This window comes from Mucilaginibacter achroorhodeus (assembly GCF_007846095.1).
Classification (GTDB): Bacteria; Bacteroidota; Bacteroidia; order Sphingobacteriales; family Sphingobacteriaceae; genus Mucilaginibacter; species Mucilaginibacter achroorhodeus.
In genome coordinates this window covers 588444-610703 of the sequence record NZ_VOEI01000002.1, presented here as the reverse complement: position 1 = coordinate 610703, position 22260 = coordinate 588444, and the positions used below count along the sequence as shown (strand labels likewise).

The window sequence follows — 22260 nt, the reverse complement described above, 5'->3', positions numbered from 1 at the left end:
TTTAACAACGATCTGATAACCACCGCGCTAAAAATCAACAATTCTTAACAAAAAGATAAAGTGTGTAAAACTTTCATTTAATGTACGTTGTTGATTTTTATATCGACATACTATAGATAAATCGTTATGACAAACTCTATTCTTGAAATAAACGAAAACGAATATCTGATCAAATTAAACAGAAGAAGTTTTGATCTTTCATTTATTCGCAGCCTGCTGAAAATGGTTGAGGTATCTGAACCGGTAAAAGCCGAAAAGGAGGTTAAAGAGGAGAGTTTTGAAAGCTTTTCTTTTGCACCGGCGCCCTTGGTTGACAGGCACATTGAGCCAAACCAGAACAATTCTGCCGAGCCTGATTATTTCAGCAAGCTCGACGAGAAATAGTCTTTATTTTTTTTTTAGAACTTAGGGCGGTAGTTGCGAACAACCTGTTGTTTGTCCATCTGCGCCATTTGTCCCTTCATCATTTTTATCTGGTCGGCAAGTAACTTGTTCTTGTCGTCCTTAGCAGCCTCTTTGATATACATTTCTGCCTCGCGCTTATTGCGTTTAGCCATTGAGATACCCGCCAGGCTAAGTTTCGCTAACGCGTTGTTGTGCGACATGCTCATACCTAACTGCAATGCTTTCTTAAAATATTTTTCGGCCTTTAAAGGCGCAGTGCGCGATTCTATCAAGCCGATAAGCATATTGTAATAACCCCACTGATTTTTATTCAACTCTTTCTCGTAGTTTTTAATACGGTATAAGAATTGTTCAGCTTTAGTAGTATTTTCTTTACGCAGATAAAACTGCGCTAATATCATGTTTTCGTTAAAGAAGAAGGTAAGCAGCGTTATGCCACCTAATAAAAAAACGGTTATTCCCCAGCCCCAAAAACCAAAGGCACAAAGCGTTACACCGGCACCCATTATAACACAGGCAATAACTAACCTAACTATATTCGACATAATTTGTATTACTATAAAAACAGTGGGCAAATATCGTTATTTGTACGCTAATTAAACATCAGTATTTAATATTTATGGCAGGAGAATTAGACCCTTCGTGGAAGCAGCATTTAAGTGCGGAATTTGATAAACCATACATGCAGCAGCTCAGAACTTTTTTAAAGGAGGAGAAGGACGCAGGCTATACAATTTATCCCCGCAACGCCGATATTTTCAATGCCTTTAATATTACACCCTTTGATGATGTAAAGGTGGTGATCTTAGGGCAAGATCCTTATCACGGGCCGGGCCAGGCGCACGGCCTATCATTTTCGGTACAAAGGGGTGTGGCTGTTCCACCCTCATTAAAGAATATTTACAAGGAGCTATCTACTGATATTTCGGGATTTGTGACACCCAACACCGGCGACCTCACCAAATGGGCGCAACAAGGTGTATTGCTTTTAAATGCAACCTTAACCGTACGTGCGGCAACTGCAGGCTCACACCAAAAAAAAGGCTGGGAAAAATTTACGGATGCGGCTATCAAAACACTGTCTGACGAGAAGCAAGGCCTCGTATTCATCCTATGGGGTGCGTACGCGCAATCAAAAGCGCCTTTGATCAATCCGAACAATAACCACTTAATCATTAAATCAACCCATCCATCGCCATTAGCAGTAAGCCATGGCGGGTTCTTCGGTTCAAAGCCGTTTTCAAAAGCAAACGATTTTTTAGAGAAGCAAGGGAAAAAGCCGATCGATTGGCAGATATAAAAGAGAGGCAAGACAGTAAGAGTCAGGAAGTAAGATAATAAAAAAATGGAAAAGCCCTTTTGTGTAACTAAAGGGCTTTTCCATTTGAAGCGAGTCTTGGCTCTTGATTCCAAAAGTATTGGCTCTCTTGTTAGTATTCCAACGGCACGATTGGTTCTTTTTTGCTGGTGCTCATGATCATCATGGTTTGGAAGGTTTTAACAACCGAGATACGGCTTATCTTCTCCATGATCAATTGTTCGTATGATTTGATATCACGCACGTAAACCTTCAGCAGGAAATCACACTGACCAGTAACGTGGTGGCATTCTGTTACTTCCTTAATGGTTTTTATCTCATCTAAAAACGTCTGAATGGTATTTTTCTGGTGAAAGTCCAGCGATATCTGTATAAAAGTTTTGATACCAAGGCCCAGCTTTTCTTCATCCACCAACGCATGGTAGCTTTTTATGAACTGTGCATTTTCCAGTTTCCGCACCCGCTCAAGGGTAGGGGCCGGAGATAACCCAATTTCATTGGACAACTGCAAGTTGGTGATGCGGCCGTTTTCCTGTAATATCTTGAGTATCTGTAGGTCTATTTTATCTAATTCTGACGCCATGGTAAATGCAAATATATACTATTCTCAATCTCACAAAATATAATTTTTTTTAAATATCTCACAACAAAACAATTCTACTTGGTAATTGTAATTTTTAGGCAAGTCTAAAAAAATAATTAGATTTACTTAAATGAATACGTTAGCCGAGGAGAACTATTTAAAAGCTATTTACAAGTTATCGTGTGCGGAGGGCAATGTAAGCACCAACCAAATTGCAACAGAATTGGCTACCAAGGCATCATCTGTTACGGATATGGTACGCAAACTGGCCGATAAAGCACTGGTAAATTATGCTCGTTATCAGGGTGTAAGTTTAACACATACAGGAGAAAAGATTGCCCTGAATATTGTTAGAAGGCATAGGCTGTGGGAGTATTTTTTGGTTGAGAAGCTACATTTTAAGTGGGATGAAGTGCACGATATGGCCGAGGAGATGGAGCATATTTCATCAACCGAATTAATAAACCGCCTCGACGCCTTTATGGGATACCCTACCCGTGACCCTCACGGCGACCCTATACCGGATTGTGATGGTAATATAAAAGCTTCGGCTTTAAAGCCTGTGTCGGCAGTGAAGGCTAATACATCTGGTGTAATCTCAGGCGTGGGCGACCACTCGACTCCGTTTTTACAATACCTGGAACAGCAAAAGCTTACAATAGGGAAACGGGTAATGGTAAAAGAGATCATCGGTTATGATAACACCGTAATACTGGAAATGGATAATAAACAATTACATATAAGCCGCGATGTGGCCAACAATATATTAATAGCAATATGACGCAGCACGACTCGCATTCGTTAGGTAATGTACATAACACCGTTACTACCGAAAATAAAACCGGCTGGCGTAAGGTGTTATCATTTCTCGGCCCGGCTTACCTGGTTAGCGTGGGCTACATGGACCCGGGCAACTGGGCCACTGACCTGGCAGCCGGTAGTCAGTTTGGATATAAGTTGATATGGGTATTGCTGCTATCTAATCTAATTGCCTTGCTACTGCAAAACCTTTGCGTAAGGTTGGGTATCGTCCGAGGGTTAGACTTAGCGCAGGCTTCTAAAAACAGTTATCCGCCATTCGTTAACTTTTGCCTTTACGTAATGGCACAAATAGCCATTATAGCCTGCGACCTTGCCGAGATCATTGGTATGGCAATAGGATTGAACTTGCTATTCGGTTTGCCGCTGATATGGGGAGTATCTATCACTTTACTTGATACATTGCTGCTTTTGTTGCTGCTAAACAAGGGCATGCGTAAGCTGGAAGGTTTCATTATTTCCCTGATATTCATAGTAGGCGTGGCCTTTTTGGCGCAGATGTTTATTGTAAAACCGCACATGATGGATGTTGCCAAAGGTTTTATCCCTACACAGCTAAACAGCCAGGCTTTATATATTGCTATAGGAATCATCGGTGCTACCGTAATGCCGCATAATTTATACCTGCATTCATCATTGGTGCAAACACGCAAGATTGATCGCTCGGCGGATGGTATTAAAAAAGCCATCACTTATAATTTTTGGGATACTACTATTGCCTTGAATTTGGCTTTCTTTGTGAATGCGGCGATCCTGATATTGGCTGCAGCTGCCTTTTATTACCGCGGTTTTCATGAAGTGGCGGAGATACAGGATGCGCACAAATTGCTCACCAATATTTTCGGCAAATTGGCACCGGCATTGTTTGCTATAGCTTTAATAGCTGCCGGGCAAAGCTCAACGGTGACGGGCACTTTGGCCGGACAGATCATCATGGAGGGACATCTTAACCTGCGGATTGCTCCATGGCTGCGCCGTTTGCTCACCAGGTTACTCGCTATTATACCGGCTTTCTTCACCATTTTGCATGCAGGTGATGAAGGTTTAGGGAAGCTTTTGATATTAAGCCAGGTAGTGTTGAGCTTGCAGTTGGGTTTCGCGGTTATTCCGCTGATACACTTTACATCAGACAAAAAGCGCATGGGCGAGTTTGCCAACAGCGTACCCATGAAAATTGCGGCCTGGGTCTTTGCCGTAATTATTGTTGGGCTTAACGTACGTTTGGTGATACAGGAAATTGATACCTGGGCTTCTGAAGGGCCCGGTGCTGCAAACCTGGTTCATTTTGTGATAAGCCCGATAGCTGTTGGTATAGGCGTATTAATGTTGTACGTTTTCCTGAGGCCGTTGCTATACAAACATGCCAACGAGCCCATAAAAGTGCCGCACGGTTTGGCCTCAACGCTTGATAACCTTGAGGCTGTGCATTACAAGCAGATAGGTATTACGATAGATTTTTCTAAGAACGACCAGGACACCATTCGCCATGCTTTAATGCAGGGCGGCAAACGGGCGCACTACATTCTTATTCACGTGGTAGAAACCGCAGGTGCACGCTATTATGGTAAACAGGTAATGGACAGCGAGACCCAAAGCGATGTAGATAACCTTGACAAGTATGTGAAAACACTTACCGAGCTGGGTTACAAGGCTGAAGCAAAAATTGGTTTCGGTGGGGCGGCCGGTGCAATCTCGCAGATCACCAAAGAAATGAAGATAGATTTCCTGGTGATGGGTTCTCACGGGCACAAGGTTTTAAAAGATCTGATATTTGGCACAACGGTTGATGCTGTAAGGCATAAGGTAAATGTGCCGGTGCTGGTAGTAAAACCACAGAAGAAGTGAAGCAGGATTATTAGATTCAGGAGGCAGGAAAGAAAGGGCATTCAGGAAAATAACAATTATGAAGCAGAAATCTAAAAACTCTTGTCTCTTGATATCCTAATTCCTGAATCACTTAAGTCCGATATCCTGATTCCTGCCTCTCTTTTAATCTTGATTAACTTAAATAATCGCATATTTGCAATCCCAGAAAGTTAAGCATGGAGCAGAACGTATATATCAAAAATAAAAAAGCCTACTTTGAGTACAGCATACTGGATAAGTATGTGGCAGGCATCCAGCTTTTGGGTACTGAGATCAAATCTATTCGTAACGGCAAGGCAAACATTAACGATGCTTTCTGCACCTTTATAGATGGCCAGCTATACGTTCGTAACCTGCATATCTCTGAATACTCTTACGGATCATTCTACAATCACGAGGCCAAGCGCGACCGCGTGCTGTTGCTCCACAAAAAAGAGTTGAAAAAGCTGCAAACCCGTGGCGAAGAAAAGGGCTTAACCATTGTTCCCTTGGCTTTATTCATCAGCGAACGTGGTTTTGCCAAACTGGAAATAGGCCTTGCTCAAGGTAAAAAAACCTACGACAAACGCGAAACCCTGAAAGAGCGCGATACCAAGCTAGAGATAGATAGGGCGATGAAAAGGTAGTTTGAAGTTTTTAGTCGGCAGTTTGCAGTATAATAAATTAACGGTCTAGTAAGTGAGACTGCCTACCGCAAACTCGATACTGCCAACTGAATTCACCATGCCCTATCACCCACCAACGGCACAAACCTGAAGGTATCTAACACATGGCGTTCGTAGTCATTGTCGCTGGTTTTTAGGATCGTTACCATCTTTTGTGATTTTTCGTCGCCTACCGGAATCACAAGAATACCTCCAATTTTGAGTTGTTTCAATAGAATTTCGGGTACGGTTGGGGCACCTGCCGTAACAATGATCTTATCATATGGTGCATCTGATGCAATACCTATTGAGCCATCACCTAAAAAGAATTTTGGTTTATAGCCCATGTACGGTAATACCTGGATGGTGCGTTCGTAGAGCTTCTCCTGGCGCTCAATGGTAAATACCTTTGCGCCAAGCTCTAATAAAATGCAGGTTTGGTAACCGCAGCCGGTACCTATTTCCAGCACCTTATCGCCCTTGCTGATGTGCAGCAACTCCGTTTGATAGGCAACAGTATAGGGTTGGGAAATGGTTTGCCCTTCACCTATGGGGAAGGCAATGTCTTTGTATGCCTGGTTCCAGAAAGTTTCGTCGAAGAAATAATGGCGTGGCACCTTACCAATGGCGGTTAAAACTTTTTCGTCTTCGATGCCTTTTTTTCGTAACAGCTCAACCAGTCGTTTTCGTGCCCCTTGCTCGCGGTAATTGTCAATAAACTTATACGCCATAATCCATCGCTAAAATACTATGATTCGGGCATTAATTAAGGCCTCGCGAAGCAAATTAGATTTTACCGGCTGATTTTAAGACAGATTATTTTTAAACAAAAAAAGGACGTTATATTGCTATAACGTCCTTTAATATTTGTTAATCGATGTGCTTATGCAAACCAGGCTATTACGTCATCTTTAGCAGGCATGGCAATTTCAAGCTTCAGCTTTTTGCGCATACCGCCAAGATCGTTAAATACCTTGTTTGGGTTGCCTGCTTTAAGTTCTTCAACACTATTAAAGCCCATTTTATTTAGCACTGGTACCCATTCTGCAGGGATGCCGATTGCGGTAAAATCTTCAATGGTTGGTGCTTTTACCTTTTTCTCCGGGCGCATCTGCGGGAAGAACAGTACTTCCTGTATAGTGCTCTGGTTAGTCATCAGCATAACCAAACGGTCTATACCGATACCAAGGCCCGATGTAGGCGGCATACCATATTCTAATGCACGCAGGAAGTCGTCGTCCATAGCCATCGCTTCTTCGTCGCCACGGCCGGCCAGTACCAATTGCTCCTCAAAACGTTCGCGCTGATCAATCGGGTCGTTCAGCTCGGAGTAGGCATTACCTATCTCTTTACCGTTCACAAATAACTCGAAACGCTCTACCAAACCTTCTTTGCTGCGGTGCTTTTTGGCAAGCGGCGTCATCTCAATAGGGTAGTCGGTAATATAGGTGGGCTGGATAAGGTTAGCCTCAACTTTAGCGCTGAAGATCTCATCCACCAGTTTGCCTTTACCCATGCTGTCATCCACCTCAATGCCCAGCTCGCCGCAAGTTTTGCGTAAGCCGGCCTCATCCATAGCTGAAACATCAATACCGGTATATTTTTGTATCGACTCATACATAGACAATTTCTCGTACGGTCCTGCAAAATTTATCTCGTTTTGGCCAACCTGTACCACAGGTACGCCGTGTACGGCGCGGGCAACGGTTTCTAAACATTCCTCAACCATGGCCATCATCCACACATAGTCCTTGTAGGCTACGTAGATCTCCATGGCTGTATACTCCGGGTTATGGGTGCGGTCCATACCCTCGTTACGGAACATCTTGCCAAACTCGTATACGCCATCAAAACCAGCAACTATCAAGCGTTTCAGGTAAAGTTCATTAGCAATACGCAGGAACAAAGGCATATCCAGCGTATTGTGGTGCGTAGTAAACGGACGCGCCGCCGCACCACCATGTATAGACTGAAGAATAGGGGTTTCCACCTCCATCCAGCCCTGTGCGTTAAAGTAATTACGCATAGCTGTAATTACCTTTGAACGGTTGATGAAGATCTGCTTAAAATCAGGATTTACGGTCAGGTCAACATAACGCTGGCGGTAACGTAGTTCGGGATCAGTAAAACCATCGTGCACGGTGCCATCATCCTCGCGTTTCACCACCGGTAGCGGTTTTAGCGATTTAGAAAGGATAGTTAGTTCCTGTGTATGGATAGATAATTCGCCGGTTTGAGTAACAAAGGCGTAACCTTTAATACCCACATAATCGCCAATATCTAAAAGCTTTTTAAATACGGTATTGTAAAGCGTTTTGTCTTCGTCCGGACAGATATCATCGCGTTTAATGTAGATCTGTATGCGGCCGGTGCTATCTTGTAACTCAAAGAAAGATGCACTGCCCATAATGCGGCGCGTCATGATGCGGCCGGCAACAACTACCTGCTTATACTTCTCCGGTTCAGCTTCAAAATTTTCAGTAATTTCCTTAGCCCAGGCGTTTACCGGGTAAGCTTCGGCAGGGTACGGGTTGATGCCCAAATCGCGCAGATCACTTAACGATTTACGACGAAAAATTTCCTGTTCGGATAGCGCAATACTCATTGTAAAAAACGTATTAAATAAGGGTGCAAAAATAGGTTTTTTTGGGGAGAAATAGGGTGTTGGATGTGAGAATGTCAGCGCGCTATCTACTCACCCCGACTATGCTATCGCTGGTCGACCCTCTCTTCGCTGCGCGAAAAGAGGGTGAGAAAGGAGGATGGAATTAAATTCCCCTCTTTGCGTAGCAGAGAGGGGAAGGGGGTGAGTCAGCTTCTTTGCTATGCTATTTTACTCACCCCGACTACGCTATCGCTGGTCGACCCTCTCTTCGCTGCGCGAAAAGAGGGTGAAGAAACAAAAGACAAGGTTCCCCTCTTTGCGCAGCAGAGAGGGGCAGGGGTGAGTAATTTTGTAAGCGATAAATCTACTATTCTCCTCATTCGCATAAATAAATAACTTTGCCCTCATGAATATCAAAGTAATTGCTTTTGACGCTGACGATACGCTTTGGGTAAATGAACCTTATTTTCGTGCGTCGGAAGAGCGGTTTTGTGAGCTATTGGGCGAGTATGCATCGCTACAAGAACTGGAACGAGAATTATTTAAGATAGAAATAGAGAACCTTGCGCTTTATGGTTATGGTATAAAAGGTTTCGTGCTATCGATGATAGAGACGGCCCTTAAAGTAAGCGGTAATACTATTAGTCCGGATATTATTGAGAAGATCACGGAACTGGGCAAGCAGATGTTGAATCAGCCTATTGAGATATTGGATGGTGTTGAACAGGTTTTGCAAGCTTTAAAAGATAAATACCGTATTGTTGTTGCTACCAAAGGCGACCTGCTTGACCAGGAGCGTAAACTAAAACGTTCTGGTTTGGGTGACTATTTTCACCACATAGAGATCATGAGCGAAAAGGATGATGCCAACTACCTTAAATTGTTAAAGCATCTGGACATCAAACCGGAAGAATTCCTGATGATTGGCAACTCGTTAAAAAGTGATATTTTGCCTGTGCTCAACATTGGCGGGCACGGTGTGCATGTGCCTTACCACATTACTTGGGCACACGAGCAAATTGAAGAAAGCATCGATAACGAACGTTTCCGCAGCGTTGAGCGTATCACCGAAATATTGAACTACCTGTAATGAAAACGAAAATTGATTTTGCTACCTGGGAGCGTACCGACCATTTTAAATTCTTCAACAGCTTTGAGGAATCGTTTTTTGGCGCAACGGTAAATGTTGATTGCACGAAAGCTTATGCTAAGGCTAAAGAGCTGGGTATTTCCTTCTTTTTGTATTACCTGCACTGCACATTAACAGCGGCAAACAAATTAAAGCATTTCCGGTACCGGGTTGAAAACGGAGATGTTTATTTATACGATATCATAGGTGCTTCGGCAACTGTTGGCCGGCCGAATGATACTTTCGGATTTTCATACATAGATTATTATCCCGACCTAAACGAGTTTGCCAAACATGCTAAAAAAGAAATGGAAAGAGTTGCTGCAGGCACTGGTATTGAGCTGCGCCCGGTGACTAACGTGATGCATATCTCGGCCATACCATGGCTTAATTTCACTGGACTAACCCATGCCCGCGGATTCCAGTTTGAAGATAGTATGCCCAAAGTATCCTACGGCAAAATGACCGAAAAAGATGGTATCAAAACCATGCCTGTTTCAGTCACTGTGCACCATGGTTTAGTTGATGGTAAACATGTTGGAGATTTTGTAGCGTTATTTCAGGAGTTGCTTAACGCATAGTGCTTATAATATGAAAGCCCCACTACTGCGGGGCTTTCATATTAATCTTCCTCCGTTTCCTGCAGATAAAGCTCGTCTATTGCATCGGCGTATTTCTTTTCAATCACTTTGCGTTTTGCTTTTAGAGTAGGAGTAATCTCACCTGCGTCCATGCTGAAAGGTGTGCGCTTCACCTTGAAGTTTTTGATACGCTCAAATTTAGCCAGGTCTGTGGATAGGCGTTTGATGTCCTGGCCTATCCAATCGTTTATTTCTTTTTCGTCAATGAATAACTCTGGTTTCTCAAAGTAATCATCCTTCATCTTAAAGGTTTCCTGCAGCGCTTCACGCGATGGAACTACAATAGCGGTAATGTATTCACGTTTATCGCCAATCAAAAATATCTGCTCTATTTTAGGGCTTTTTAAATAATTGTTTTCTACGGGTGTAGGGTATACGTTTTTACCGTAAGCGTTCACCAGCATATTTTTAAGCCTGTCGGTGATCTGCAGGTTACCGCGGAAGAAGCGACCGATATCACCTGTGTGAAACCAACCGTCAGGATCTATCACATTGGCAGTTTCCTCAGGCTTTTTCCAGTAGCCCTGCATTACGCAATGGCCGCGCACGATGATCTCGCCCTCCTCACTGGTAAAATCAGGATTAAAGTTATCATGTGTTTGTATAGTGTAGATCTCTTTGGTATCTACGTGTTGTATAGCCACCTCAATACCCGGTATAATGCGGCCAACAGTACCGTAAATAATACGGTCATTTTCCGTTACCGCCATCACAGGTGAGGTTTCGGTTAAGCCGAAACCCTCAAGCAGCTTGATGCCAATATCGCCAAAGAACTCGCCAATGTTTTTAGGTAAAGCGCCACCGCCGGATAACAATACTTTTAACCGGCCACCGGTTTTTTCTTTGATCTTGCTGAAAACTAACTTTTCGGCCAGCTTTAGTTGCAGGCCTAACAGCAGTCCGGGTTTTTTGTTGGCCTCGCTTAGCAAGCGGCGTTTGCGGCCCGTTGATAATGCCCATTTAAATATCTTTGTTTTTACACCTCCGGCAGATAAACCGTTCTTCATGGCGCGGTCATGTATCCGCTCTAAAAGACGCGGTACACAGCACATTACCGTAGGCCTCACTTCGGCCATGTTGCGAGCCAACAGATCAAGACTTTGGGCAAATGCTATCTGGCAGCCCATGGTTAAGCAAATGTAATACGTTGCTGTACGCTCAAACACATGCGATAACGGCAGGAAGGACAGGAACATGTCTGTACTTTCAATTATAGGCAACTGAATTAAGCTGGTGCGGCAGTTCTCCACCAGGTTAAAATGGCTTAGCATAACACCCTTTGGTGTACCCGTGGTACCCGATGTATAAATGAGACAGGAAAGATCTTCCGGAAGAACGGCAGCTCTGGCATCTTTGATAGCCTGGTCGTAATTACTGATCAACGCTTTACCCTGGTCAATTACTTCCTTAAAACCAACAACCTTTGCTTTTAATTCTAGCTTATCCGTGAATTTTTGATAATCATCAAACGCAGGTAGGATATACTGTAAGGCCGGGCAATTGTTAGCGATCTTAAGCACTTTACGGCATAGGAATGGGTTGCCAGTGATAATGGTTTTAGCTTCCGAATCGTTTAATATATATTTTATCTCTGCTTCAGATAACGTAGGGTAGATGGACGTGTTGATGGCACCCACTTGCTGCAAAGCCTGATCGTAATAAACATAATCAGGGCCGTTCTCTATGATAAGTGCCAGGCGGTCGCCTTTATTGATGCCAATGCTTAAGAACCACGCTGATATAGCATCTATTTTTTCAAATGCTTCCTTATAGGAGATCTCAACCCAGGCATCTTTTACCTTATATATCAGGAAAGTTTGCGTTTCGGGGTGGATATTAGCTACTATATTTCGGATAAGGCCGGGTATAGTTGATTGCTCAGCTACGCTACTCATTCAGTTTAAAATTGGTTATTCGTAATAACAAATCTAAATAATTCGGAATGAATATGTAAGCTGTTAACGTAACAATATTAAATTGAAAGGTTAATAGTAAACCTTAAACCGTTTTCGGCTCAGTTGCATAGTAAATGCAACCGTCATACTGAATGCCTAAATAAGCGGCGGTGTGTTTAAATGGAACTTCAAAACCATCCGGGATGGTAGGATCGGCGCCAACGGCTATCATAGATGCATGCTTACCTTTAAGGCTGCGGCCAAGCTCTTTTTTTATGGTGATAAGATCCGTAAGACGGTCAAAGAAAACTTTCATCACGCCGCTCATACTATACCAATATACCGGCGTTGCAAAAATAATTTTATCGTACGGGAGTATGCTGTTGATGATATTATCAAACTCATCGGCAGCCGGGTAGTTGCCATCGTAATTATAATGGACAATGGTATGGTCAAGCAGGTCTATCAGGTCGAAATCCGCATCACCTAATGCTTTACGGGTGATAGATTCGGTAAGGCTGTTTTTACGGTTGCTGCCCAGTATAACGAGGGGTTTGGTTTCCATAGCAAACAAAAAAGGTTGACTATCTAAATATAGTCAACCTTTTTCGAAATATTTATTAATAAACCGTTAAAATTTAACGCTTTATACTTCCTCCTTCTTCGGTGGAGGGGGTTGGGATGAGGCTTAAACAGAAAAACTCTCCCCGCAACCGCATGTACGGGTAGCATTGGGGTTATGGAAGTTAAAGCCTTTACCGTTAAGGCCATCGCTAAAATCAAGTTCAGTGCCGGCCAGGTATAAAAAAGACTTCATATCTAAAGCCATGCGAACGCCTTTGTCTTCAAAAAACTGGTCGCCCTTTTTCTCTTCGTTGTCAAAATCCAAATTGTATGACAAGCCCGAGCAGCCGCCACCCTGTACACTCACACGCAGAAAATAGGAGGCATCAAGCCCGCTATCCTGCATCAGGTGTTCAATTTTTGACTTTGCTTTATCAGTTACAGTTACCATTTTAGTTGATTAGTTAACCAGAGATTAGAGATTAGTTTTCAGATTAAATCTTTCTCTGAATAATGTTATCAATATGATTGGTTAACCAGATTTAAAAACTAATCTCTGATCAACCAATCTCTAATCACTAAGATTAATTAGTGATGTGATTTTTCTAATTCAATCGGTTCCATGCCATTTTTAACGCGGAAGTCATTAATGGCAGCTTTGATGGCGTCTTCTGCCAAAACAGAGCAGTGAATTTTAACCGGTGGCAATGCAAGCTCTTCAACAATATCCATATTGTCTATTTTCATTGCATCGTCAACGCTTTTACCTTTAAGCCACTCGGTAGCTAAAGATGAAGAAGCGATAGCCGAACCGCAACCAAAGGTTTTAAATTTTGCATCGGTGATGATGTTGTTATCATCAACCTGAATTTGCAGGCGCATTACGTCGCCACACTCAGGCGCACCTACAAGGCCGGTACCAACCTTGTGGCTGCTTTTATCTAACGTACCCACGTTACGCGGGTTAGTGTAATGATCAATTACTTTATCTGAATAAGCCATAGCTTTATTAATTTATAAATTTGAAAATTTGATGATTTGAAAATGATATCCGATCATCGTTATAATATTTTTCTGATGCCTGTAATTTTCAAATCTTCAAATTACCACATCTTCAAATTTTTTAGTGTTCTGCCCACTCAATTGAGTTAAGGTCAATGCCTTCTTTAAACATTTCCCAAAGTGGTGAAAGTTCGCGCAGGTGGGTAACCGCTTTTTTAGTTACCTCAATGGCGTAGTCAACTTCTTCTTCAGTTGTGAAACGGCCTAAACCGAAACGGATTGAAGAGTGTGCCAGATCATCGCTTAAGCCCAGGCTTTTTAACACGTATGATGGTTCTAAAGAAGCCGAAGTACAGGCAGAACCCGATGATACTGCAAGGTCTTTCATGGCCATCATCAAACCTTCGCCCTCAACATATTTGAATGATATGTTGGCTACATGTGGTAAACGGTGGTCAACGTTACCGTTAACATAACTTTCTTCCAGCACGGTTAATGCATTTTGCAATTTATCGCGCAAGCCTGAAAGGCGTTTTGCCTCTGATTCCATTTCCTGGCCGGCAATTTCACATGCTTTGCCCAAACCAACAATACCCGGAACGTTTAGGGTACCGGAACGCATACCGCGCTCGTGGCCACCACCGTCCATTTGTGCGGTAACTTTAACACGTGGTCCTTTACGGCGTACGTATAAAGCACCTACACCTTTAGGGCCATACATTTTATGTGCTGATAAAGCTAAAAGGTCGATGCCATCTGCGTTTACATCAACTGGTATTTTGCCAACTGCCTGGGTAGCATCTGTCATGAACAAAGCACCATGTCTGTGGGCAATTGCGGCAATTTCTTTAACCGGTTGTATAACACCGATCTCGTTGTTACCATACATAATAGATACCAGAATGGTCTCAGGTGTCATGGCAGCTTCAAGCACGGCAAGGTCAACTAAACCATCTTCCTTAACAGGCAGGTAAGTAACTCTGCCGCCCAATTTCTCTACGTGTTTGCAGGCATCCAAAACAGCCTTATGTTCGGTAACCGCTGTTATGATGTGGTTGCCTTTGTCTTTATACATTTCAAACACGCCTTTGATGGCAAGGTTATCAGATTCGGTAGCGCCCGAAGTAAAGATGATCTCTTTTTCGCTTGCACCTATCAACTTTGCAACCTGCTCGCGAGCATAATCAACGCCTTCTTCGGCCACCCATCCAAAATGGTGGTTACGGCTTGCAGCATTACCAAATTTGTTGGTAAAGTAAGGCAGCATAGCATCAAGAACCCTTGGGTCCATTGGCGTAGTTGCGTTGTTATCTAAATAAATTGGGATGTTCATGCAGTAGTTTTTAAACAATACAAATATACGCAAAGTTTTACTTTTGCATCTTTTGCCAGCTATAAATTGCTTTAAGATGCCATTTATTTACAATATTTGGACATGGCAGTACAAGAGGTGAAAGGCTAAAGCCAAAAGCATAAAGCTAAACATTAAAAAACCATTCACACACTCAATAATTCACTAAATCGCCCTTCGATAAAATGAACAGGATAGAGCACATCGGCATAGCCGTAAACAGTATTGAGGTTGCCGGCGACGTTTATGCTAAACTATTGAATACAGGTGTTTACAAGATTGAGGAAGTTATAAGCGAAGGCGTTAAAACAGCTTTTTTGCAAAGCGGCCCCAACAAGATAGAGCTGCTTGAAGCTACCAACGCGGATAGCCCAATTGCAAAATTCATTGCCAAAAAAGGTGAGGGCATCCATCACATTGCCTTTGATGTCACCGATATCAAAGCCGAAATGGAACGCCTGAAAGCGGAAGGATTCATTCTATTGAATGAAGAACCCAAACCAGGTGCTGACAATAAACTGGTTTGTTTTGTGCATCCCAAAAGCGCAAACGGTGTGCTGGTAGAACTTTGCCAAGAAGTACAATGAAAACGCAAATTTATCCATATAAGCAAATAATTGCAGGTGCAATTATTTGCAGTTTTATCCATGCTTGTAGATGTCCGCATAATAAATCTAAAAACACTGAGGCATGGAACAACCTAACCGTTGTTGACAACCACAATGTAGTCTTTAATATTTACAACGATGACGACTCGACCACTGTGATGCACCGCAAAGGGGCAGGGCCTTTTTCCCATTCACACAAAAATTTTATAGATACTATCAAAATAAAATTTACGCCCGTTGAAAGAGACAGCATTTACAAACTGGCAAAGGCAATAATTACTAATCCACAGCAGCGTATCAGTGGGTGTACAGATTATGTTGGTTCAATCGTTTTGATGATCGATTACGGAGCGTATAAATCTCCAGGAAGCTACCGCCTGACCGGCGAATACTCTGGTGTATGCAAGTGGGATACTTTGTCAATCGCGTGTGCGACATTAAATAAATTGCTGTATAGGCATGTTAAATTTAATTAAGGCAATCCGAAAAAACACCTAAATATTGCTGGGTTTTTTAGAGGTTTTTGCAAAGAATTTTACTTCATTCCTAAAAGTACTAAATAAAGCAACTATCTAATAAACCGTTACGTATAAGGTCTTGTGGACTGGAACAGATTATAAAATCCCCTATTAATCTACTTGAGCGATGAAACTTCCTGAGAAAATGTTAACCGCACTGGCTGCACCGTTGCTGGCCTTTTCGTTAATGATGTGCGCTAAACCCAACATTAAAGTTGATAAACCACTAAGCGTAGTACAAGAAGGTACTACTAAAGCAGATACTACTGCCCCCGGCGCTGGTGAAGCAGTTATTGACCCTTCTACAGATCTCGACCTGCCCGATACAACCGCCGGCCTGCGTGCCATAAATGCCATAACCACTACCATAACCGTACAGCCATCGCAATGGATGATAGATGGTTCTACTTTACCTGCCGGAGCTATTATTTATATACCAGCCGGTACACGCGGTGCGTTGCTGCTTAAGAACATCAAAGGGACGGCGTCTCAGCCGGTGATCATCGTAAATAAAGGTGGGCAGGTGAGGTTTTCTGCATCCAAGACAGCTTCTTATGTTTTCAAGACCCAAAATTGTAAAAATTTCAAGGTGCTTGGTACAGGTGTAAGCAGCACTTATTATGGCTTTGTAATGGATGGTGGCAATATCAGCGTAACTATGGATGATCTCTCATCTGATTTCGAGATATCGAACATAGAAGTGAAAAATAGCGGTTTTGCAGGCATCATGGCTAAAACAGACCCATCTTGTGATAAGGCAACCTGGCGCGGTAATTTTACAATGGCCAACGTTAAAATCCATCACAATTACATCCATGATACCGGGGGTGAAGGGATCTACATAGGCAACTCGTTCTACCAGGATGGTGTGTCTACGTCTTGCGGCAAGGTAATGCCGCACGATGTTAAAAATTTGAAAGTGTATAAAAACACGATCATATCTTCAGGGTGTGAGGGGATACAGATAGGCAGTGCAACCTCGGGATGTGAGGTGTACTATAATACTGTCCTTTCTCCGGGCAGGTCGCCTTTTGCAAGCGGGCAAAACAACGGCATACAAATAGGCGAGGGCACCGGCGGTAAATGTTTTAATAATTTGGTTAAAGATGCACCGGGTAATGGTATCATCGTTTTGGGCTTGGGCGATAATACCGTATATAACAATTACATCATCAATGCCGGTGAACATGGCATATTTGCCGATTCGAGATACACGCCGGGGCCTTACTTCAGGTTTTTAAATAATACAATTGTTCAACCTAAAGGCGATGGTGTTAAGTTAAACTCTACAACTATCCCGATGAACGTGGTGGTGAACAATGTAATTATAAGGCCCGGATCGGGGCAGGCCATCCATCGCATGAATAGCGATGTAAAGCTTACCGCATCCAATAATTACGTTAATGACGATGTAAATACCTGCAAATTTGTAAACTTCGCAGGCGGTAATTACCATTTACAGGCTGGCTCGCCATTATCAAAGGCTGGTGCAAACGCTTATACCTATGGCGTAGCGTATGATTACTACGGTGTTAAGCGCACAATTGCCGGTGCTTTTGATATTGGTGCAACTACCTTTAAGTAAGATTGTGGATGTAACTGAATGCAAATGTTGATAATTTTTTGCTAACAGCTTTTTACATTAAATATTTTTGATTACATTTGCGCCTCTTTTGAGAGGAAAGAATATAAGAACATGAAAAAAGATCTGCATCCATCAAACTATAGATTAGTTGTATTTAAAGATATGTCTAACGACTATTCTTTCATCACTAAATCATGCATCGATACCCGTGAATCAACTACATGGGAAGATGGTAACGAATACCCTTTGGTAAAATTAGAGATATCACACACTTCACACCCGTTCTATACTGGTAAAATGAAGTTGGTTGACACTGCGGGTCGTATCGACAAATTCCGCAGCCGTTACAACAAAAAGTAATTGGTATCTTAACAAAATATTCAATGGTCCCCCGCCAAAAGCAGGGGACTTTTTTTATTTTTGACCCATGGCCATTATTCTTTTTGACGATAACGCCCGCAACACACTTTTACCTTTAACATACACCCGCCCGGTTGCCGATCTGCGCATTGGTATATTAACTATAGCCGAAAAGTGGGAAAAACATCTTGATCAGACATCCTCATTCCTTACCGAAGAATATTTACAGGCCAAATTTCCGGTTACAATAACCGATGACAACCTGTTTATAAACGGATCATACTGCCCTGATGAAGCTTTGATTGAAGAGGTGAGCAAATTAGAGACTGGCCAATCCATAACTTACCGTAATCAGCTGGTAGCAGTACGCTTAAATGCTGATGATGCCAAAGGGTTTGGAGCGCAACAGGTTTATCCGGATCCAATTATTCATGAGCGTATCCCGGTTACGATAAAGTTTCCTGAGGATATTTTCAAGAAGAACGATATAGAGCTACGTAAAGATTTTACCCTGCTTACCAAAGGCCGTACAAGCGCGGTTATGAGCAGTACCAATACCATTATAGGTAATGATTTTTTTGCCGAAGAAGGTGCCATTGCCGAATGTTGCACATTCAGCACCCACAACGGCCCTATTTATCTTTCTGCTAAAACAGAGGTTTGGGAAGGTACCAACATCCGTGGCCCGTTTGCATTGTGCGAAAATTCGCAGATCAAAATGGGTACTAAAATATACGGCGCTACCACCGTTGGCCCATATTGCCGTGTGGGCGGCGAGGTTAATAACGCTGTGCTATGGGGGTACTCAAACAAAGGCCATGAAGGCTACCTCGGTAATTCTGTAGTGGGCGAGTGGTGTAACATAGGTGCAGATACCAACAACTCTAATCTTAAAAATAATTATGCAGAAGTAAAGCTGTGGGATTATGCATCGCAAAGCATGCGTAAAACCGGTTTGCAGTTTTGCGGCCTGATAATGGGCGATCATGCTAAATGCGGTATTAATACCATGTTTAACACCGGTACGGTGGTGGGCGTAGGCAGCAACGTTTTTGGTGGTGGATATCCGCCAAACTTTATCCCTGATTTTTCATGGGGTGGTGCCGAAGGTTTAGAGGAGTATGCCTACAATAAAATGATGGAAACTACGGAAAGAGTTTTTGCTCGCAGAGAACATCGTGCTTTTAACGATGCTGAGAAGCAAATACTTACCGAGGTTTTTAACCTGACCAAAGAACTTAGAGAACTAAACGGTTGCGTTAATAATTAACGTAGCTACCTAAATATTTATTAACTAAAGGCTATGAACTATCAACCATAGTCTATGAACTAAAAACAACATGAGAAAAAACATTGTAGCCGGAAACTGGAAAATGAACCTTGATTATAACGAAGGTTTATCGCTTTTTTCTGAAGTGCTAAATATGGTTAAAGACGAAGCAACCGGTGCTCAGGAAGTGGTGGTTTGCAGTCCGTTTATTCATTTACATAGCCTTGCGCAATTGGCAAAGGGTAATGGCCGTGTGTCAATAGGCGCACAAAATGCCCACCAGGCTGAGAGCGGCGCTTACACCGGCGAAGTATCTGCAAAACAGATCAAATCGGTAGGTGCAACTTATGTGATCCTGGGCCACTCGGAGCGCCGCCAATACTTTGGCGAAACCAACCAGTTGCTTGCTCAAAAAACTGATACAGCGTTAGCTAACGGCTTAAAGCCAATCTTCTGTATCGGCGAAACCTTGCAGGAGCGCGAAGCCGGCCAACACTTCAATATTATCAAAACACAGCTTGAAGAAGGTGTTTATCATTTAGATGCCGACAAATTTGCTCAGTTAGTTTTAGCTTATGAGCCGGTTTGGGCTATTGGTACCGGTGTTACTGCAACATCAGAACAAGCGCAGGAGATCCATGCCTTTATTCGCCAGGAACTGGCTGCAAAATACGGTCAGCAGGTTGCTGATGATACCACAATACTGTACGGTGGTAGCTGTAATGCAAAAAACGCCCCTGAACTTTTCGCTCAGCCGGATATTGATGGCGGCCTTATCGGTGGCGCCTCACTTAAATCACGCGACTTTACCGATATCGTAAAAGCTTTTAATTAAGCTTTAGAGATCAGAGATTTGTGATCAGAGATTAGTTATCTTGACTAATCTCTGGTCACTTTCTTTTTAGCCTAATCTCTAATCTCCCACCTCTAATCTTTAAAACATGAATTACTACGAACTGCTTTTCACAACCATTACTACTGAGGATTATCAGCAAGATCTGCTGATAGCTGCCTTGGGGGAAATAGGTTTTGATACTTTTGAGGAACTCGACCTGGGTTTTAAGGCTTACATTCCTGTGGATGATTTTGACCAGCAGGTATTAGATGAGGCATTGGAGCCTTATCGTGAGATGTTCACCTTTAGTTACGAGGTTACCCTGATTCCTCAAAAAAATTGGAACGAGGTGTGGGAAAGCAATTTTGAACCCATACAAATAGGCGACCAGGTATTTGTGCGCGCTACCTTTCATGAAGCTAAGCCCGAGTTTCCATACGAGATAGTCATCGACCCTAAGATGGCGTTTGGTACCGGGCATCATCAAACTACTGCCATGGTGATGCAGCTGATGCTGGAGAACGATTTTGCTGGCAAAAAGGTGTTGGATATGGGCTGCGGAACCGGCATATTGGCTATCCTGGCCGCAAAATTAGGCGCAGCGGATCTTACAGCTATCGATTACGATCCGGTTTGTTATGAAAGCACCATTGAAAACGCGGCGCTAAACCACGTAAACAATATCAAGGCAATTTGTGGTTCAAAGGAAGTTATCCCTGCCGAACAATACGATATTATACTGGCCAATATTAACCGCAACATCCTGCTTGATCAAATGGATAGCTATGCACGGGTATTAAAGCCAGGCGGCGAGATCTACTTCAGCGGTTTTTATGAGTCGCCAGATCTGGACATCATCACCGAAGAAGCCCGTAAATACGACCTTAAGTACATCACCCACAAAAAAGACAAAGACTGGGTGGCAGCAAAGTTTGTACTTTAGAAATAACTACATGCGTCATGCCGGATTTATTTCGGCATCTCACTTGCTAAGTTGACATTCATATCTGCTCGGCTGATGAGATGCTGAAATAAATTCAGCATGACGATTTTATTAATATCCTACGGTAAAACGCTGTTTTATAAACTGGTTATTTTCCAGCTCGTTAAATATGGCAACGGCAAGGTCGGCAGTTGATATATCCGATTTGCCTTCAGCATTAAACACAGGGCTTTCGGTGCCTATGCGAAACTCAGCGGTACGTTTACCTGGGTGCAGGTTGATAGCGGGGCTTAGGAAGGTCCAGTCCAACTCCTGTTCGTTGCGCAGTTCGGTAAGGTAATCGCGGGCAGCAGAAGCCCCGGGATAATATTCTTTCGGGAACTCCGGAGAATCTACCAATTGCTTGCCATCTATAAATAAACTACCGGCACCACCAATGGTTATAAAACGCTTAATGCCTGCTTTTTTAACCGCCTGCTGTATGTTTTTTGAACCTTGCAGAAAATCGTTATAAAGGTTAGGGTTGGTCCAGCCTGCGTTAAAGGAATTGATCACTGCATCATGGCCGGATAATGCAGAAGCCAATGCATCTACATCATTAACATCTGCCGATACAGCGGTTACGCCGGCCTGTTTCTCAACTTTATCGGTATTGCGGGCAATGGCAGTTACCTCGTATCCACGTAAAATACCTTCTTTTACTAACTCCGGGCCTACAAAGCCAGTGGCCCCAATAATTACTACTTTCATGTTTGTTGTTTTAATTGTAATTTATTTTGTTACATATTGTTTTAAATTTTTTTAATCGAATCTTTTATAAAATTCGGCAAGGGTAGTGTTGCCCAGCTTGTTAACCATCACCTGCTCAATATCGGCATCTAAAGCCTTTAAATGGCTGTTGATCTGTTTGCCGATAGGGCAAGCCGGGTTAGGCTCATTTTTGGCCTGCCCCAAAATAGCATTGGGCTTAACCGCTTTATAAATGCTTGCTATGGTAATTTCCTTAGCAGGCTTAGCCAGGCTGTAACCACCATTTTTACCTAACTGACTGTTGATAAGCCCATGTTTAAGCAAGTTGCTAAGCTCCTTACGAACCAGCACCGGGTTTATATTGATACTGCCTGCCAAATAATCAGACGATTGCAGGTTATCATCCGCGCAAAGCAGTGTCATGATATGAATAGCTATGGAAAATCGTCCGTTCATTTTTATGTGTAATAAAAATTATTACAGTACAAATGTAGTGTGTTAAATTGAAAAAGCAATAGCTAAATTTATGCGTTATATTTTATGAAATCGTTTTGACAAACCTTGATGTT

General features: G+C 42.7%; 25 protein-coding genes. 14 read left to right on the top strand and 11 right to left on the bottom strand.

From position 1 onward, the window contains the following. Positions 1–126: 126 nt before the first annotated feature. Positions 127–384 (top strand): hypothetical protein, encoded by a 258-nt coding sequence (locus tag FPZ42_RS08680; RefSeq protein ID WP_146270386.1) that lies wholly within the window; start codon positions 127–129, stop codon positions 382–384. A gap of 14 nt (positions 385–398) precedes the next feature. On the opposite strand, the gene FPZ42_RS08675 is transcribed toward FPZ42_RS08680, so the two are convergent. Then, entirely contained in the window at positions 399–950 is a 552-nt protein-coding gene (locus FPZ42_RS08675) for a DUF2892 domain-containing protein (RefSeq protein WP_146270384.1), read from the bottom strand. Positions 951–1024: 74 nt separating this feature from the next. On the opposite strand from FPZ42_RS08675, the gene ung reads away from it, so the two are divergent. Continuing rightward, positions 1025–1705, top strand: coding sequence for a uracil-DNA glycosylase (ung, locus tag FPZ42_RS08670; RefSeq protein ID WP_146270382.1), 681 nt, complete (start codon positions 1025–1027; stop codon positions 1703–1705). A gap of 130 nt (positions 1706–1835) precedes the next feature. Here ung and FPZ42_RS08665 read toward each other — a convergent pair whose 3' ends face one another. After that, positions 1836–2306 carry an Lrp/AsnC family transcriptional regulator gene (locus FPZ42_RS08665; RefSeq protein WP_146270380.1) on the bottom strand — a complete coding sequence of 157 codons (471 nt, stop codon included), beginning with the start codon at positions 2304–2306 and terminating at the stop codon, positions 1836–1838. A gap of 130 nt (positions 2307–2436) precedes the next feature. Here FPZ42_RS08665 and FPZ42_RS08660 point away from each other — a divergent pair, with 130 nt between their 5' ends. From FPZ42_RS08660 to smpB, 3 genes are all read left to right on the top strand, one after another. Then, a complete protein-coding gene (locus tag FPZ42_RS08660; protein WP_146270378.1) occupies positions 2437–3087 on the top strand; it encodes a metal-dependent transcriptional regulator in 651 nt (216 codons plus the stop codon). After that, entirely contained in the window at positions 3084–4970 is a 1887-nt protein-coding gene (locus tag FPZ42_RS08655; protein ID WP_146270376.1) for an Nramp family divalent metal transporter, read from the top strand. Before FPZ42_RS08660 ends, FPZ42_RS08655 begins: the two co-directional genes overlap by 4 nt. A gap of 197 nt (positions 4971–5167) precedes the next feature. Then, entirely contained in the window at positions 5168–5617 is a 450-nt protein-coding gene (smpB, locus tag FPZ42_RS08650; protein WP_146270374.1) for an SsrA-binding protein SmpB, read from the top strand. A gap of 92 nt (positions 5618–5709) precedes the next feature. On the opposite strand, the gene FPZ42_RS08645 is transcribed toward smpB, so the two are convergent. After that, on the bottom strand, positions 5710–6366 hold the full coding sequence (locus FPZ42_RS08645) for a protein-L-isoaspartate(D-aspartate) O-methyltransferase (protein WP_146270371.1): 657 nt from the start codon (positions 6364–6366) through the stop codon (positions 5710–5712). Between the two features lie 152 nt (positions 6367–6518). Then, positions 6519–8240: a lysine--tRNA ligase gene (lysS, locus tag FPZ42_RS08640; RefSeq protein ID WP_146270369.1), complete on the bottom strand. Its 1722-nt coding sequence runs from the start codon at positions 8238–8240 to the stop codon at positions 6519–6521. 406 nt (positions 8241–8646) lie between these two features. On the opposite strand from lysS, the gene FPZ42_RS08635 reads away from it, so the two are divergent. Both FPZ42_RS08635 and FPZ42_RS08630 read left to right on the top strand, forming a co-directional pair. Further along, entirely contained in the window at positions 8647–9330 is a 684-nt protein-coding gene (locus FPZ42_RS08635; RefSeq protein ID WP_146270367.1) for an HAD family hydrolase, read from the top strand. Further along, a complete protein-coding gene (locus FPZ42_RS08630; protein ID WP_146270365.1) occupies positions 9330–9950 on the top strand; it encodes a CatA-like O-acetyltransferase in 621 nt (206 codons plus the stop codon). Before FPZ42_RS08635 ends, FPZ42_RS08630 begins: the two co-directional genes overlap by 1 nt. A 41-nt stretch (positions 9951–9991) precedes the next feature. On the opposite strand, the gene FPZ42_RS08625 is transcribed toward FPZ42_RS08630, so the two are convergent. The 5 genes from FPZ42_RS08625 to FPZ42_RS08605 all read right to left on the bottom strand — a co-directional run bounded on the left by FPZ42_RS08625 (position 9992) and on the right by FPZ42_RS08605 (position 14804). Then, positions 9992–11905, bottom strand: coding sequence for an AMP-dependent synthetase/ligase (locus FPZ42_RS08625; RefSeq protein ID WP_146270363.1), 1914 nt, complete (start codon positions 11903–11905; stop codon positions 9992–9994). A 103-nt stretch (positions 11906–12008) separates the two neighbouring features. Then, a complete protein-coding gene (locus tag FPZ42_RS08620) occupies positions 12009–12470 on the bottom strand; it encodes a flavodoxin family protein (protein WP_146270361.1) in 462 nt (153 codons plus the stop codon). Positions 12471–12593: 123 nt separating this feature from the next. Next, positions 12594–12920 (bottom strand): HesB/IscA family protein, encoded by a 327-nt coding sequence (locus FPZ42_RS08615; protein WP_065999069.1) that lies wholly within the window; start codon positions 12918–12920, stop codon positions 12594–12596. A gap of 137 nt (positions 12921–13057) precedes the next feature. Further along, entirely contained in the window at positions 13058–13471 is a 414-nt protein-coding gene (iscU, locus tag FPZ42_RS08610) for a Fe-S cluster assembly scaffold IscU (protein WP_146270359.1), read from the bottom strand. Positions 13472–13592: 121 nt separating this feature from the next. Then, positions 13593–14804 (bottom strand): IscS subfamily cysteine desulfurase, encoded by a 1212-nt coding sequence (locus FPZ42_RS08605; protein ID WP_146270357.1) that lies wholly within the window; start codon positions 14802–14804, stop codon positions 13593–13595. Between the two features lie 203 nt (positions 14805–15007). Between FPZ42_RS08605 and mce the strand changes: the two genes are divergently transcribed. The 7 genes from mce (at position 15008) to prmA (ending at position 20941) form a co-directional block, all read left to right on the top strand. Then, complete coding sequence (gene mce / locus FPZ42_RS08600) at positions 15008–15409, top strand: methylmalonyl-CoA epimerase (protein ID WP_146270355.1); 402 nt, start codon at positions 15008–15010, stop codon at positions 15407–15409. Then, complete coding sequence (locus FPZ42_RS08595) at positions 15406–15906, top strand: hypothetical protein (RefSeq protein ID WP_146270353.1); 501 nt, start codon at positions 15406–15408, stop codon at positions 15904–15906. Before mce ends, FPZ42_RS08595 begins: the two co-directional genes overlap by 4 nt. A 169-nt stretch (positions 15907–16075) precedes the next feature. Continuing rightward, positions 16076–17533, top strand: coding sequence for a right-handed parallel beta-helix repeat-containing protein (locus FPZ42_RS08590; RefSeq protein WP_146270351.1), 1458 nt, complete (start codon positions 16076–16078; stop codon positions 17531–17533). Between the two features lie 111 nt (positions 17534–17644). Further along, positions 17645–17893, top strand: a complete 249-nt coding sequence (locus FPZ42_RS08585; RefSeq protein ID WP_117393014.1) for a type B 50S ribosomal protein L31 — start codon at positions 17645–17647, stop codon at positions 17891–17893. Between the two features lie 67 nt (positions 17894–17960). Next, a complete protein-coding gene (locus tag FPZ42_RS08580; protein WP_146270349.1) occupies positions 17961–19163 on the top strand; it encodes a GlmU family protein in 1203 nt (400 codons plus the stop codon). Positions 19164–19233: 70 nt separating this feature from the next. Continuing rightward, positions 19234–19998, top strand: a complete 765-nt coding sequence (gene tpiA / locus FPZ42_RS08575; RefSeq protein WP_146270347.1) for a triose-phosphate isomerase — start codon at positions 19234–19236, stop codon at positions 19996–19998. A 106-nt stretch (positions 19999–20104) separates the two neighbouring features. Continuing rightward, positions 20105–20941, top strand: coding sequence for a 50S ribosomal protein L11 methyltransferase (gene prmA / locus FPZ42_RS08570; protein WP_146270345.1), 837 nt, complete (start codon positions 20105–20107; stop codon positions 20939–20941). A 111-nt stretch (positions 20942–21052) separates the two neighbouring features. Here prmA and FPZ42_RS08565 read toward each other — a convergent pair whose 3' ends face one another. Both FPZ42_RS08565 and FPZ42_RS08560 read right to left on the bottom strand, forming a co-directional pair. Continuing rightward, the gene (locus FPZ42_RS08565) at positions 21053–21691 is read right to left on the bottom strand and encodes an NAD(P)-dependent oxidoreductase (protein ID WP_146270343.1); all 639 of its coding nucleotides are present in this window, start codon (positions 21689–21691) and stop codon (positions 21053–21055) included. Positions 21692–21742: 51 nt separating this feature from the next. Further along, positions 21743–22147 (bottom strand): Rrf2 family transcriptional regulator, encoded by a 405-nt coding sequence (locus tag FPZ42_RS08560; RefSeq protein ID WP_146270341.1) that lies wholly within the window; start codon positions 22145–22147, stop codon positions 21743–21745. Positions 22148–22260: the final 113 nt, after the last annotated feature.

What these genes read in the sequence shown, in the direction of transcription:
- FPZ42_RS08680 (WP_146270386.1), top strand. Translation starts at nt 127, where the DNA reads ATGACAAACTCTATTCTTGAAATAAACGAAAACGAATATCTGATCAAA.
- FPZ42_RS08675 (WP_146270384.1), bottom strand. Translation starts at nt 950, where the DNA reads ATGTCGAATATAGTTAGGTTAGTTATTGCCTGTGTTATAATGGGTGCC.
- ung (WP_146270382.1), top strand. Translation starts at nt 1,025, where the DNA reads ATGGCAGGAGAATTAGACCCTTCGTGGAAGCAGCATTTAAGTGCGGAA.
- FPZ42_RS08665 (WP_146270380.1), bottom strand. Translation starts at nt 2,306, where the DNA reads ATGGCGTCAGAATTAGATAAAATAGACCTACAGATACTCAAGATATTA.
- FPZ42_RS08660 (WP_146270378.1), top strand. Translation starts at nt 2,437, where the DNA reads ATGAATACGTTAGCCGAGGAGAACTATTTAAAAGCTATTTACAAGTTA.
- FPZ42_RS08655 (WP_146270376.1), top strand. Translation starts at nt 3,084, where the DNA reads ATGACGCAGCACGACTCGCATTCGTTAGGTAATGTACATAACACCGTT.
- smpB (WP_146270374.1), top strand. Translation starts at nt 5,168, where the DNA reads ATGGAGCAGAACGTATATATCAAAAATAAAAAAGCCTACTTTGAGTAC.
- FPZ42_RS08645 (WP_146270371.1), bottom strand. Translation starts at nt 6,366, where the DNA reads ATGGCGTATAAGTTTATTGACAATTACCGCGAGCAAGGGGCACGAAAA.
- lysS (WP_146270369.1), bottom strand. Translation starts at nt 8,240, where the DNA reads ATGAGTATTGCGCTATCCGAACAGGAAATTTTTCGTCGTAAATCGTTA.
- FPZ42_RS08635 (WP_146270367.1), top strand. Translation starts at nt 8,647, where the DNA reads ATGAATATCAAAGTAATTGCTTTTGACGCTGACGATACGCTTTGGGTA.
- FPZ42_RS08630 (WP_146270365.1), top strand. Translation starts at nt 9,330, where the DNA reads ATGAAAACGAAAATTGATTTTGCTACCTGGGAGCGTACCGACCATTTT.
- FPZ42_RS08625 (WP_146270363.1), bottom strand. Translation starts at nt 11,905, where the DNA reads ATGAGTAGCGTAGCTGAGCAATCAACTATACCCGGCCTTATCCGAAAT.
- FPZ42_RS08620 (WP_146270361.1), bottom strand. Translation starts at nt 12,470, where the DNA reads ATGGAAACCAAACCCCTCGTTATACTGGGCAGCAACCGTAAAAACAGC.
- FPZ42_RS08615 (WP_065999069.1), bottom strand. Translation starts at nt 12,920, where the DNA reads ATGGTAACTGTAACTGATAAAGCAAAGTCAAAAATTGAACACCTGATG.
- iscU (WP_146270359.1), bottom strand. Translation starts at nt 13,471, where the DNA reads ATGGCTTATTCAGATAAAGTAATTGATCATTACACTAACCCGCGTAAC.
- FPZ42_RS08605 (WP_146270357.1), bottom strand. Translation starts at nt 14,804, where the DNA reads ATGAACATCCCAATTTATTTAGATAACAACGCAACTACGCCAATGGAC.
- mce (WP_146270355.1), top strand. Translation starts at nt 15,008, where the DNA reads ATGAACAGGATAGAGCACATCGGCATAGCCGTAAACAGTATTGAGGTT.
- FPZ42_RS08595 (WP_146270353.1), top strand. Translation starts at nt 15,406, where the DNA reads ATGAAAACGCAAATTTATCCATATAAGCAAATAATTGCAGGTGCAATT.
- FPZ42_RS08590 (WP_146270351.1), top strand. Translation starts at nt 16,076, where the DNA reads ATGAAACTTCCTGAGAAAATGTTAACCGCACTGGCTGCACCGTTGCTG.
- FPZ42_RS08585 (WP_117393014.1), top strand. Translation starts at nt 17,645, where the DNA reads ATGAAAAAAGATCTGCATCCATCAAACTATAGATTAGTTGTATTTAAA.
- FPZ42_RS08580 (WP_146270349.1), top strand. Translation starts at nt 17,961, where the DNA reads ATGGCCATTATTCTTTTTGACGATAACGCCCGCAACACACTTTTACCT.
- tpiA (WP_146270347.1), top strand. Translation starts at nt 19,234, where the DNA reads ATGAGAAAAAACATTGTAGCCGGAAACTGGAAAATGAACCTTGATTAT.
- prmA (WP_146270345.1), top strand. Translation starts at nt 20,105, where the DNA reads ATGAATTACTACGAACTGCTTTTCACAACCATTACTACTGAGGATTAT.
- FPZ42_RS08565 (WP_146270343.1), bottom strand. Translation starts at nt 21,691, where the DNA reads ATGAAAGTAGTAATTATTGGGGCCACTGGCTTTGTAGGCCCGGAGTTA.
- FPZ42_RS08560 (WP_146270341.1), bottom strand. Translation starts at nt 22,147, where the DNA reads ATGAACGGACGATTTTCCATAGCTATTCATATCATGACACTGCTTTGC.